The following is a 12,202-nucleotide window of genomic DNA, read 5'->3' on the forward strand; positions in this document are numbered from 1 at the left end:
TTAATCGTTTTATTTGTTGCTTTATTGCACTAAGCTAATTTTTATAGTTCTAATCAATTTAATTATTAACTAATGAAATTATTTTATCATTTGTAGATACATGACTGGATTTACAAGAAATCACCTGTGCAAAATCAAATGTATTATTTACTATAACTGGTGTAGTTACATCATATCCAGCTTTTTTTATTTCATCTATATCGAAAGTTATCAGTTTAGAACCTTTTTTCACTAAATCTCCTTGATTAACATGTTTTACAAAGTGTTTTCCATTTAACTCTACTGTATTAATTCCAACATGTATCAACATTTCTGCTCCATTATCTAGCTTTAATCCTATTGCATGTAGTGTTGGAAATAAAGAAGCTACTTCACAATCAGTAGGAGCTATTATTACGCCTTTTGTAGGTAATACAGCTATACCTTCTCCCATAGCTTTTGATGCAAATACATCATCTTTTACTTCTGATAATTCTATACAATCTCCTTCCACAGGTGAAGTTATATCAACAATGCCCTCTTTTGTTTCTACTTTTATAGTAGAGCTATTTCCTTTAGAAGATTCTTCTAAATCTTCAAACCCAACCAGATAAGTTAAAATAGCTGAACCAAAAAATGCTATAGCACAACCTCCTAGATAACTTAAAAAACCTAACGTTCCTGCTTCAGCATATACAGGTATAGTTAAAACACCTTGGTTTGCGAATGCGTTACCATAAGAGCCACCCATTCCCATTATGCCACCTCCAATTGCACCACATATTACAGCACATACCATTGGTTTTTTTAACCTAAGATTAGCTCCATATATTGCAGGCTCAGTTATACCAAATAGTGCCGTTATAGTTGCAGACATAGAGATTGTCTTTAATCCTTGATTTTTAGTTTTAAAGAATACACCTAGAGCAGCTCCTGCTTGCGAGAAGTTTGCGGCTCCTGCAAAAGCCAATAAATTCTGTCTTCCAGTTTGAGCAACATCACTTATACCTATTGGTAGTAGTGCTCTATGTGCACCAAATATAACTAATACGCACCATAATCCACCTATGAATGCTCCACACAATGCAGGGCTTAGTTCATAAATATACTTGTAAACAAAGTTTATAACATTTCCTATATATATCCCAATTGGTCCAAATAAAAACAATGTTGCAGGTAAGATTATAACTAATGATAAAGTTGGAACCATTATTATTTTAATTACTTCAGGTATATACTTTTCCAGTATTTTTTCAACATATGAAAGAGCCCATATAGCAATAATTATTGGAATAACAGATGATGTATATGTGGCCTTTGTTACTGCTAATCCTAAAAATCTAACTGTTTCTTCTCCTGCCATCAAAGCTGTAAAGGCTGGATAACAAAGTGTTGCCCCTAATACCATAGATATTATTTTATTTGCATTAAACACTTTAGCCGCAGTATATCCTAGTATGATAGGCATAAAATAGAATATAGAATCAGCCATAGCATTTAGAATAATATAACTTTGAGTCTCTTTTATATCTACACCATTTTTATTCATATAGTACATAGCAAGAACTGATAAAATACCTTTAATCATACCAACCCCTGCTATAGCAGGTATTGTAGGTGTAAATATTCCAGCTACAGCAGATAATATAGAGTTCATGATACCTTGTTTTTCTTCATTTCCATTTTTATTATCTATTTCACTTGATTGAGGTACCATTTTTACAATCTCATCATACACTTTTTTTACTTTATTACCAATTACAACTTGTATCTGACCCATACTCTCTACAACAGTTATTACTCCTTCAGTTCTGGCTAACTTATCCTTATTAACCTTAGAGGTAATTTTAACTTTGAATCTAAGTCTCGTCATACAGTGAGTAACTTCATTTATATTCTCTTTTCCACCTACATTTTGTAGAATTTCTTGAGCTACTTTTTTATAATCCATATATAAATCCTCCATCTTTAATTATAGGCTTTTTGTTTTTATGGCCAATTAAACAAAAAAATCGAACCAAATAAATAGATTATACCCATAGTACTATATAGGTAACCTATAAAAATTGATTCGATCTTGCCTGCATCACCAGTAACACGTCTACTGTAATATTCAAATTTGTTAACTTTATAGTAACATAAGCGTTTTCTTAATTCAACTATAAAATATAATTTTTCAACAAATAATTCTTATTGTTATATCGAAATTTATTTTTAAAATTTTAAAATACTTGATTTACTAAACAAAATGGTATATTATTTCCATTATAAACATACCATTTGGAGGATAATATGAAAAAAATATTTAATCAAAAATTACTTTTACTCTCTATTGTTGTATTTTTCTGGTTTTCACAATACGTATACATACCTTTTCAAAATCCATATTTAAGTATATGTCACGTATCTACAAACATGATTGGTATAATAATAGGCTCATATGGAATCTCACAATGCTTACTAAGACTTCCTATTGGGGTTTTTGCAGATTCTATAAACAAACATAAAATATTTATACTATGTGGAATTTTATTTGCTGGTTTGGCATCTCTTATAAGAGTTATTTCTCCTGGAGGAGAAGGATTTCTTATAGCTAATATCTTATCTGGAATAGCATCATCAACTTGGATTTCTTACATGGTTCACTACACTGATTTTTTTTCCATAGAACATCAACAAAAAGCTACAAGTACAATAATTTTGGTAAACAACCTAGGAATGTTAATTGGATTTGTCATGAGTACCTTATTTTATGAAAAATTAGGAATGGTAAATTTGTGTATTATGAGTGTAATATCTTCAATCATTGGTACACTTCTAGCCTTAAATGTAAAAAATCATCACTCAGGAAAAATAACCGAAAAAATCCCATTTAAAAATTATTTATCTATATGTAAAGACAAAAGACTTGTATTTTTTTCTTTTATGGCATTGATTCAACAAGGAATCCAAATGTCTACAACAATGTCATTTACTACTCAAATTCTTAAACAACTAGGCTCTAGTTCTACCATTATAGGCTTATCTTCTATATTTTACATGGTATGTGCTGTTGTATCTTCTGGATTTGCTTCTACTAAATTTTGTACAAAGCATGGACCAAAATTTTGGATTCCCTCAGTGTTTTTTTTGATTTCAGTTTATTGCTTTCTAGTTCCAACAGTAAAAAGTATTAATATAATATTTATGCTACAATCGTTACCAGGAATATCTACAGGTATACTTCTTTCTTACCTTACTAGTGAGTCTATGAAAAATATACCAAAATATCAAAAATCTACTGCAATGGGATTTTTTCAAGCAGTTTATGCTATAGGAATGTCTATATTTCCAATGCTAGTGGGTAAAATATCAGATTATATTTCAATACAATATGGTTATTTTACTTTAGCTTTTATTGCTATAATTGCTTCCATATTATCTTATACATACTATAAAAAATTAAATTTACCTCTTAATTGTGATATAATACACTCATAAAAAATTATATGTTTAGGAGTTTTTATGACAAATTTAAGTGCCACTGAACAAATTATTGATTATATTAAAGTAAATATTCTAAATGGAAATTTTAAAATTAATAGTAAATTGCCAAGTGAAAGAAAGATTGCTGAACTATTTAATATAAGTAGAATTCCTGTAAGGAATGCTATAGACAAACTTTGTAAAGAAGGAATACTTAGGTCTATTCCCTATTCAAGCCCCATAGTTGAAGGATTTAAAAAAGTTGACCTTTTTTCTGATAATGAAGTTTATAAAAATCATAATATACAAGAATTTTACGTTGAATCTTTAAGAGCAAGACAACTTATAGAAAGTGAAGCTACTAAGTTAGCCATTTTAAATGCTACTTCTGAAGAACTTCAGAGAATAAGATATGCTTACTTGAAATCTGTAGAAGAACTAGACAAAGTTTCACAAGGCTTAATAGAAGAATGTTATGACGCTGACCTGCAATTTCACAAAGAAATAATTTTAGCTTCTCATAATCCAATTTTTATAAAGTATTATGAACTAATACCTAAAACTGTGTCTTCTAATCAACACTTTGGCTTTAAATATAGAAATTCACTACAAGATATGATTAGTCATCACCATGAGATAATGATGGCTTTTGATAGTAAAGATGCTAATTTGGGTTATACATCAATGTATAACCATTTAGAGGGAGTTATTCAGTTATTTCAGCGTGATTAAACTTCTATTTGTAGGTCTTATAGTTAAACTCGTGAGAATTATAGGTCTAATAGTTAAGACTTATGAGAACTAAATATTTATAATATGTACTATAAAGAGCTTATTTTAATATACTACTAAATATAGTGTCCAAATAAGCTCTGTTTTACTATTCATAGATTATTTTATTAAGTATTATAATTAATATTAGATTGTATATAATCGTTACTTAAAAATAAAATTGACTGTAATATAAACAATTATAAAGCATTATTTGGCAGCCTTCTTTTTTCCTAGTTTAGGTATTTTTAATGATTATCATATCATTTCTTTAATTATGCATATAAAAAACAGCAAATCATGAGAATTTACTGTTTTATATTTTGATATTTAGAATTACTTAGTTTGATATTCAAACTTACTTAATTTGATATTGAGATTTACTTAATCAGCCATAATTTAGCCTTGTAAAATTTGATTAACATCATCAATAGTTATATCCATTCTTGTAGCTATTTCAGTAAGATTCATACCTTGTTCTTGGAATCTATTAACTACTGATTTCATAGACTCACCTATTTCAATTAAATGATTATCCAAGTCATAAATTCGAACTACCTTTTGCCCCCATGGTGCTTCTTCTACATCACGAAGTAAGGTAACATCATTTCTTGCATTTAGTTTTGATAGAAACTCTTCAAAAGACTCTGCTTCAAAGAATATTTCACAATTATTCTCTTTGTCTTTCATATCTTCTTTCGAGATTCCTGTCAACCAATCAAAATCTTGTTGCAATGACAATCCACCCTCAAATACAATGTTTTTTCCATAGTCAACAATAACTTTTAAATCAAATAATTCTTCATAGAATTTACGAGCAATTTGAATATCTTTTACTGCAAATAAACAACCTGCATATTTCATAAGTTACCTCCATCAACATTAGTAAATAGATTATAACATTAGTACTAGAAAAAAATATTGTAAAAAATGGACATGTTTTCGTCATTTTTAAGTCAATAAATATAAGTGTTCTCAGTAAATGTAAGTTCTCTAAATAATAGTAATATACAAAATAAACACTACTTTATAAGCGAATGGATACAAAAGTGCCATCCTGAGTTTCCACATGAACAATCTCAAGTCCCTTGTACTGCTTAAGAACAGACTGACATTCTCGAACGAGTTCCTGTAGAAATTTTTTGTTAATGACTTCCTGATATGGCTCTGGAAGTGATTTTTTAATCTCTTCAATAACCGATTCTGGCAACAAAAGAACTGCAGTATTTGCTAGAAACAATGGTATGGGTAGCCACAAATTTGTTTCTTTTGAGCGGACAATAATGCGCATAAACCTATTCTCCTAGTATTATTTTATAAAAACTTTAACTGTAGTGCCATCAGCAGAGTCAACCTCTATGATATTGCCAAGTGTTTCATTATCCAGACATTCAAGAATAGAGGTAGTAAGAGCATCTAGGTCTATACCTTGCAAATCTTCACTCTTAATTGGCAACTTACCTGTCATTTTCAACACTTGACGTATAATCTTTACAGGAAGTTGCACATTTACTTTATCACCATCTGGAGTGTCCACAATAATCTTCAACATCTTATTTTCATATGAAGTACTGCTTTGTTTAGTAAAAGCTTGACTATCAAAGTCTTCTGAATAATTCGTATACTCCTCTTGAGATGTAGTTTTATCTAATGCATCAATCAAGTCAATTGCCTCTTTGGCAGAAAGCTTTCCCTCCTCTACCATTGTTAAAATCCTCATTTTTTCATCCATATTATTTTCCTCATTTCTGCTCTTCTGTATCCATTCCAACAGAAATAGCCTCATATTTTGGTCACTACTCCTGACTACTGTCAGAAATAGAGATAGAGCTTCATTTATTTTCTTTTATTTGTTCTAATGCCTCTGCTGGAGTGATTTCTCCTTTTTCCAGTGCATCTAAAATCTCCTTTTTATGTGAATCAGAAGAAGATGTCACATTAGATTTTCCGTCTAGTTTTTGGATAATATCATCTAACCTAGAACGAACAGTTGGATAAGAAATCTTTAGTTCTTTTTCCACTTCTTTTATATTACCACGACATTTTAAAAATGTTTCTGCAAAGAATAAATCATCTGCAGATAGATAGTCAAATGCACTGAGGCAGAAATCATTTTCAATCACTGTATCACAGTTTTCACATTGTAGCTTGACAACTTTAAGTTTTCTTCCGCAGACAGGACAGCGGCTGATAACTTGATACATCACATCACCTTCTTTCTATCTAATGTTTATAATATAAATCAAAAAATTAATAAAGTCAATATATACATTAAAATAATTAATATTTATATTAAAATAATTAATACATATCTAAAATCAGCAATAGATATATCAAGAATAGTAGATGTACCAATTGAGGAACTATTCATTTTCGATTAATTTTTGTATCATTGATAATATGTTTTAAATACACATTAGAAAATGGCTACTTTGATTTTATTTCAGATCCACCATTTTACTAACACCTATATTTAAGATGAAACATTTCTATTCCTAAACAAAGGTTTTTAACTACTAAACAGTTGTTCACAGAATGTTGATTTATATAACCTGATGTTTGTTATAAGCCCGTATAGCAAGAAGAAGAAATACAGGAATTTCAATTATTGATGCCACTATTATGACATAGGGTAACCAGATGCTTGCCTGTCCAATATGCAGATAATTAAAGCTAGTCAATTGGTACAGTAAACTATTTTGCATACCTATTCCTGCTGATGGTAAGATAAAAGTAAGCCAATTGGCTCCAGCCGAATACGTAAATATTGGAAGTAAACATGTTACAATAGCAATTAGGATAACAGAGAGTGAATCCTTGCATTTAGCTGATAAAAACAGTGTGAAACTGACAGTTGCCAGCAGTGAAATAAGCCCTCCTATTGCCAAAGTAATCTGAAGCTGCCCTAAATTAAGTGCAGGCAGACTGATAACTGAAAATAGCATCTGCATAGATGTTTTCATACACTCAGTTCCAAATGCTAGATTTGAAATTGTCAAATGAATTGAAATACATATGACAAATGCTACAGTAAAAATAGTAAGTGCAGCCATAATCTTTGCAATTGCCAATCGAGAATGTCCATGTTTTGTACAGCGCAAAATACTATCTGAACCCGTTTGGTATTCATTAGAAAACGTAGGGGTCACAGCCGCTGTACAAAGAATGACTAGGAGAAAAATAAATAGAATAATATAATCAAATGCATCTCTTGAATATCCAGTATAAAGCTGAAAAGGCGTATTTACTTCTACATATTCTTGTATCGCATGTTTCTGTGCGGTTGGATATTTCTTTTGCTCCATCTGCATGATATCTTTAAGATGTTGCGTAGTCTGCTCATAAAAACCATCTAATTTATTAGGAGAAATATCCATTAAGCTTATTCCCTGACCAGTCTTTGGATTAGAATAGGCTTCTGGCAGTCTTGCCAATAGAGATTGAATGGGAAATACCTTTTTTATATAAATATCTGTAGGGAATTCACCACTACTAAGGCTGTCTTCTCCATATGGCAAAACTGCACTTTGATAGATATTCAAAGCTTCTTTGAGTTTTTCCATAGTAACTTCTCCATTATTTTCAGAGCGAAGTGATTTTTTATAGGCAATTGCTTCCAGACCATTTAATTCTGCTACCTTGTTGCCGTTTTTATCATATTGATTGATGTCCTCATACAATACCGGAAGCCAAGCCATCACAACAGACATGAATAGTGAAATAAGTAATAAAATGATAGAACGACGTGATTTCAACACACGTTTTATTTCAAGACGATAAATACGAATCATTTACTTTCCCTCCTCACTTATTTCCTCTTGCGGAAATAACCATAAATATAAGTCCTCCAAACGGGGCGAAGCCATTATTGAGTCACTTGTTTTGGCTTCATCTGCCAAATAACGAACTGATACCTGATTATTACCTTCACTACGTTGATTAATAATACGAAGCTGCATTTCATACATAGGCATCTTTTAAGCAGGTATGATACAATTCCAAACTTTACCTGTAACTTGTTTGACCAATTCATCTGTTGTCCCTACATCAAGAATTCTTCCTGATTTCATAATGGCATTTTGAGTAGCAATATACTCAATATCAGATACGATATGAGTTGAAATAAGGACAATCCTGTCATGAGAGAACTCTGAAATAAAGTTTCGGAAACGAACTCGCTCTCCAGGGTCAAGTCCAGCTGTTGGTTCATCCATTATTAGAAGTTTCGGGTCATTTAACATTGCTTGTGCAATTCCCACTCGACGTTTCATTCCACCAGATAACTTGATAATTTTTTTATTTTTGACATCAGTCAAGGTAAGTGTATGCAGCAGACTGTCAATCTTTTTTCTTGTTTCTCTAGCAGGAACGTCCTTTAATGCAGACACATACTCCAAATAGTCCTTTACTGTAAAATCTTGAAAGAAGCCAAAATCCTGTGGCAAGAAACCAAATAGATTTCTGTATTCTTCTCCCATTGAATGAATATCCTTACCATCAAAAACAATTTTTCCACTAGTTGGTTTTAGAATATTCGCAATCATTTTCATAAACGTAGTCTTACCAGCACCATTAGCTCCAAGAAGCCCACACACACCAGGTGTAAGATTTAAACAAACATCATCAACTGCGGTTTTATTCTTAAAATTTTTTTTAAGATTTGTAATTGTTAATTCCATGTCTTTTCTCCTTTTTTATAATACAAAGACAAACGTCCTTGTTCAGTTTTATTTTACTAAACAAGGACGTTTTAAACTTTAATATTAACAGGATAAATTCCTAAGAAAATCCTAATATCCAATTAATGTTTTCCTAAGACTGAATTGGAAGTAATACAGTAAAAATAATCCTATCATTTTCACTTTGAGCCAAAATTTCTCCACCATGTAAAAGAATAATTTCATTGGCAATAGAAAGCCCAAGACCTGCACCACCACTGTCCGATTTACGAGCATCATCTAAACGGTTAAATTTTTCAAAAATTGTAGATAATTGTTCTGGTGGAATAGTATGTCCTTGGTTTTCAAATTTAATTTTAATCTTATCCTGTTCCTTTTTAACGTAAATAAGAATTTCTGTATTAGGATAACTGTATGCAACAGCATTTTTGAGCATGTTGTTAAACACTCTAGCTAGTTTCTCAGAATCAGCATAAACCATCAAATTCTCATTTGCGTTGAGTATAACAGAATTTCCTTTAGCAGATAATACAGGATAAAACTCATCAATGAGTTGCACAAATATATAGTATAAATCTACATTTGTTTTTGTTAGTTGAATTTGCTGTGTATTGTACCTTGTGATTTCAAAAAATTCATCAATGAGCTTTTCCAGACGCATAGACTTCTTCAAAGCAATTCCAACATATTTTGCTTTCTGTTCTATAGGCATGTCAGGTGCTTCATCCAGCAGACTTAAATAACCTATTACAGAGGTAAGAGGTGTGCGAATATCATGAGCTAAATACATGACTAATTCATTCTTTTTGTTTTCAGCTTCTTTTACAGCTTGCTGGCTAAGTAGAACAGCCATTTTTATTTGGTTCATCTGCTTTTCCATATCTTTGAGTGGTTCAGATAATTCAATGGTGCTGTCATTTAGTTGATATATTACTTTAGTGGCATTCATAACTTCCTGCAAATATCCCCATGGTTTTTTCCAGTAATGATAAAAAATACAGAAAAAACCTATAATCAAATATAGAAAATAAATTAAGTCAATTCTAAGATGTAGCCACGGAAAAAATGTGTTTGAAAATCTACTGAATCCATAATCGAATAATATTACCAAAATATACCCAGCTAAGGTATATATAATTAAGCTTATAAATAGTTTCATACATAATTTCTTTTCTGTACCAATATTTGTCATTGCTATCACCTCCATATCTATACATTTATTAATTGGATAACAGAAGAACTGTCATCAGTGCTAAAAAAAGAACTGCAAAGATTCCAGCTAGAGTTGAAATTACTATATCTGTTTTTTGCTTATTTTTTAGTATTTTCAGCAGTAATGCATATAGACCAATACCAATTATTCCACCAAACATATTGGTGATTAAGTCTGTAATATCTGTACTTCCGATAGCAAGAATATACTGAATCATTTCAAGGATAAAACTGCTTCCAAAAATAATAAGAACTTTATTTTGTAGTTTCATTCTTGATGACAACATGGAAAGTAAAACTCCGAAAGGAATAAAAATTAAAATATTATCTCTCACTTCCTCAAAATGAAACTGTTCTCCAACAGAAGTAGAGTAATGAAATGGAATCAAGTTGATACTCCTTGTGTAACCTATATCGCTTATTCTGAATTGTAGTTTAAACAATATAATCCATACTAATAAAATTAAATAAAGTATGAATAATACACAACTAATTATTTTTAAATGTTTCTTTTTTTTATTCATAGCGTAATTTTTCCTCTCCTCATAGTGAGTTGTAGTTAAATTTTATAACCGACTCCCCATATAGTTTTGATATATTTAGGTTTTTCAATAGTATCACCCATTTTTTCACGCAAATGTCGTATATGAACAGTGATTGTATTGTTACTTTTGCTATAATACTCATCTTGCCATATTTTATAAAATAATTCCTCTGAACTAACAACAGTTCCCTTGTTCTGTAGCAAAATACAAAGTATGGAATACTCCGTTGGTGTAAGTGAAATAGGATTTCCGTCAATTAGACAATCATATGTCTTAGTATTAATTTCTAAACCTAAATAACATAAAACAGAACTTGTATCAGATTCTTCTTGTATATGATTGTATTTTTTATATCTACGCAGCTGTGCCTTTACTCTAGCAATTAATTCAAGGGGACGAAAAGGTTTTGTGACATAATCGTCAGCTCCTAAAGTTAATCCTGTGATTTTGTCAGTTTCCTCATCTTTTGCAGTTAGCATAATAACTGGAAAATTGTACTTCTCACGTATTTTTCGACAAATATCAAATCCATTTACATCAGGCATCATAATACCCAAAATAGCAAGGTCAAGCTCTGTATTTTCTATACAAGCAAGAGCTTCCTTAGCTGAATAATACTTAAATACGATATAGTTTTCATTTTGCAGATAGACCTCTATTAAGTCCGCTATATCATGTTCATCATCTACTACAAGAATTTTATCATTCATAACTTTTTTCCTCCTTTCGCGCATATACAAGATATTTTATTATTGTATCAAAAGAATCTTTACTATTTATGATTTCCTGCATAAGAAATTATTAAGAATTTCCTAACTCTACAATTTTTTACGATTATCTTTCGGTTTTTCTGCTTCTTTTTATATCCACCAGATACGACTAAAATGTATAATACTTGGTATTCATTTTCTTTACAAAGTTTTTGTACCCTGCGCTCTGAAATCCTCCGAGAAAAGGAGTACCATTTTCACAGTACTCCTTTGATTCTCCATCTTTATTTCGTTGTATCCTCACACTCTATATCAACACCACAGAAACATTGATATAGTTTTTAATGACCTTATTTCTGATTTTATCAGCATCACCTGTGAAGACGATATACTTGCAAAATTGCCTAAAACATAGAATTTCTACATATCAACTCGTTGTATCAATACTAAAGTCTCGCAATATAGAGTTTCTTGAAACGTTGAAACTATTGCATATTTCTTGAAACTATCTAACCTATCTTATTTTTACAGTAATTGAAACTACTGCACTGTATAATACTATATTAAACTTTTTAATAAAAAACAAGTTATTTTGAAACGGTGGCAAAATGGTGGCAAAACATAATTTGCCACCATTTTTTATTCCTCATCTTTTAAGTTTCTAAACTCTTCTTTGTAATCTTTTTAATACTGTAAATGTAGTAGTATCTTTCCATTTATATTTTTCTTCCATAGCTTCAACAATTTCTCTTGATGTTAATATTCTATCTGATTCCCAAATATATCTCATAACTTTTAACTCTGCTTCTGGTAATTTACTAATTTTCATATTATATACCCC

General features: G+C 30.6%; 14 protein-coding genes. 2 read left to right on the forward strand and 12 right to left on the reverse strand.

Going from position 1 to position 12,202, the window contains the following annotated elements:
* Positions 1-58 precede the first annotated feature (58 nt).
* Positions 59-1,930: a beta-glucoside-specific PTS transporter subunit IIABC gene (locus tag IC214_RS06440; protein WP_227825109.1), complete on the reverse strand. Its 1,872-nt coding sequence runs from the start codon at positions 1,928-1,930 to the stop codon at positions 59-61.
* A 341-nt stretch (positions 1,931-2,271) separates the two neighbouring features.
* Between IC214_RS06440 and IC214_RS06445 the strand changes: the two genes are divergently transcribed.
* Both IC214_RS06445 and IC214_RS06450 read left to right on the forward strand, forming a co-directional pair.
* Positions 2,272-3,459, forward strand: coding sequence for an MFS transporter (locus tag IC214_RS06445; protein ID WP_227855852.1), 1,188 nt, complete (start codon positions 2,272-2,274; stop codon positions 3,457-3,459).
* A gap of 24 nt (positions 3,460-3,483) precedes the next feature.
* Positions 3,484-4,176, forward strand: coding sequence for a FadR/GntR family transcriptional regulator (locus IC214_RS06450; RefSeq protein WP_227860713.1), 693 nt, complete (start codon positions 3,484-3,486; stop codon positions 4,174-4,176).
* Positions 4,177-4,614: 438 nt separating this feature from the next.
* On the opposite strand, the gene IC214_RS06455 is transcribed toward IC214_RS06450, so the two are convergent.
* The 11 genes from IC214_RS06455 to IC214_RS06500 all read right to left on the reverse strand — a co-directional run bounded on the left by IC214_RS06455 (position 4,615) and on the right by IC214_RS06500 (position 12,190).
* Positions 4,615-5,079: a VOC family protein gene (locus IC214_RS06455; protein ID WP_227834830.1), complete on the reverse strand. Its 465-nt coding sequence runs from the start codon at positions 5,077-5,079 to the stop codon at positions 4,615-4,617.
* A 163-nt stretch (positions 5,080-5,242) separates the two neighbouring features.
* The gene (locus IC214_RS06460) at positions 5,243-5,506 is read right to left on the reverse strand and encodes a hypothetical protein (protein ID WP_227483375.1); all 264 of its coding nucleotides are present in this window, start codon (positions 5,504-5,506) and stop codon (positions 5,243-5,245) included.
* A gap of 18 nt (positions 5,507-5,524) precedes the next feature.
* Positions 5,525-5,986 (reverse strand): SHOCT-like domain-containing protein, encoded by a 462-nt coding sequence (locus IC214_RS06465; protein WP_227435384.1) that lies wholly within the window; start codon positions 5,984-5,986, stop codon positions 5,525-5,527.
* A 61-nt stretch (positions 5,987-6,047) separates the two neighbouring features.
* Positions 6,048-6,419, reverse strand: coding sequence for a DUF2089 domain-containing protein (locus IC214_RS06470; protein ID WP_227435386.1), 372 nt, complete (start codon positions 6,417-6,419; stop codon positions 6,048-6,050).
* A 339-nt stretch (positions 6,420-6,758) separates the two neighbouring features.
* Complete coding sequence (locus tag IC214_RS06475) at positions 6,759-8,006, reverse strand: ABC transporter permease (RefSeq protein WP_255613139.1); 1,248 nt, start codon at positions 8,004-8,006, stop codon at positions 6,759-6,761.
* Complete coding sequence (locus tag IC214_RS21110) at positions 8,007-8,174, reverse strand: hypothetical protein (protein WP_413926644.1); 168 nt, start codon at positions 8,172-8,174, stop codon at positions 8,007-8,009.
* A gap of 18 nt (positions 8,175-8,192) precedes the next feature.
* Positions 8,193-8,894: an ABC transporter ATP-binding protein gene (locus tag IC214_RS06480; protein ID WP_413926645.1), complete on the reverse strand. Its 702-nt coding sequence runs from the start codon at positions 8,892-8,894 to the stop codon at positions 8,193-8,195.
* A gap of 133 nt (positions 8,895-9,027) precedes the next feature.
* Positions 9,028-10,086 (reverse strand): sensor histidine kinase, encoded by a 1,059-nt coding sequence (locus IC214_RS06485; protein WP_227866409.1) that lies wholly within the window; start codon positions 10,084-10,086, stop codon positions 9,028-9,030.
* A gap of 28 nt (positions 10,087-10,114) precedes the next feature.
* Complete coding sequence (locus tag IC214_RS06490; RefSeq protein ID WP_227846170.1) at positions 10,115-10,630, reverse strand: VanZ family protein; 516 nt, start codon at positions 10,628-10,630, stop codon at positions 10,115-10,117.
* A gap of 35 nt (positions 10,631-10,665) precedes the next feature.
* The gene (gene vanR, locus IC214_RS06495) at positions 10,666-11,361 is read right to left on the reverse strand and encodes a VanR-ABDEGLN family response regulator transcription factor (RefSeq protein WP_227866419.1); all 696 of its coding nucleotides are present in this window, start codon (positions 11,359-11,361) and stop codon (positions 10,666-10,668) included.
* Positions 11,362-12,022: 661 nt separating this feature from the next.
* Positions 12,023-12,190, reverse strand: coding sequence for a BlaI/MecI/CopY family transcriptional regulator (locus IC214_RS06500; protein ID WP_227435400.1), 168 nt, complete (start codon positions 12,188-12,190; stop codon positions 12,023-12,025).
* Positions 12,191-12,202: the final 12 nt, after the last annotated feature.

The organism is Clostridioides sp. ES-S-0190-01 (assembly GCF_020658275.1).
Classification (GTDB): domain Bacteria; phylum Bacillota; class Clostridia; order Peptostreptococcales; family Peptostreptococcaceae; genus Clostridioides.

Excerpts from the sequence above, each read along its gene's own strand:
- IC214_RS06445 (WP_227855852.1), top strand. The coding sequence starts at position 2,272 with ATGAAAAAAATATTTAATCAAAAATTACTTTTACTCTCTATTGTTGTA.
- IC214_RS06475 (WP_255613139.1), bottom strand. The coding sequence starts at position 8,006 with ATGATTCGTATTTATCGTCTTGAAATAAAACGTGTGTTGAAATCACGT.
- IC214_RS06470 (WP_227435386.1), bottom strand. The coding sequence starts at position 6,419 with ATGTATCAAGTTATCAGCCGCTGTCCTGTCTGCGGAAGAAAACTTAAA.
- IC214_RS06500 (WP_227435400.1), bottom strand. The coding sequence starts at position 12,190 with ATGAAAATTAGTAAATTACCAGAAGCAGAGTTAAAAGTTATGAGATAT.
- IC214_RS21110 (WP_413926644.1), bottom strand. The coding sequence starts at position 8,174 with ATGCAGCTTCGTATTATTAATCAACGTAGTGAAGGTAATAATCAGGTA.
- vanR (WP_227866419.1), bottom strand. The coding sequence starts at position 11,361 with ATGAATGATAAAATTCTTGTAGTAGATGATGAACATGATATAGCGGAC.
- IC214_RS06490 (WP_227846170.1), bottom strand. The coding sequence starts at position 10,630 with ATGAATAAAAAAAAGAAACATTTAAAAATAATTAGTTGTGTATTATTC.
- IC214_RS06480 (WP_413926645.1), bottom strand. The coding sequence starts at position 8,894 with ATGGAATTAACAATTACAAATCTTAAAAAAAATTTTAAGAATAAAACC.
- IC214_RS06450 (WP_227860713.1), top strand. The coding sequence starts at position 3,484 with ATGACAAATTTAAGTGCCACTGAACAAATTATTGATTATATTAAAGTA.
- IC214_RS06440 (WP_227825109.1), bottom strand. The coding sequence starts at position 1,930 with ATGGATTATAAAAAAGTAGCTCAAGAAATTCTACAAAATGTAGGTGGA.
- IC214_RS06455 (WP_227834830.1), bottom strand. The coding sequence starts at position 5,079 with ATGAAATATGCAGGTTGTTTATTTGCAGTAAAAGATATTCAAATTGCT.
- IC214_RS06485 (WP_227866409.1), bottom strand. The coding sequence starts at position 10,086 with ATGACAAATATTGGTACAGAAAAGAAATTATGTATGAAACTATTTATA.
- IC214_RS06460 (WP_227483375.1), bottom strand. The coding sequence starts at position 5,506 with ATGCGCATTATTGTCCGCTCAAAAGAAACAAATTTGTGGCTACCCATA.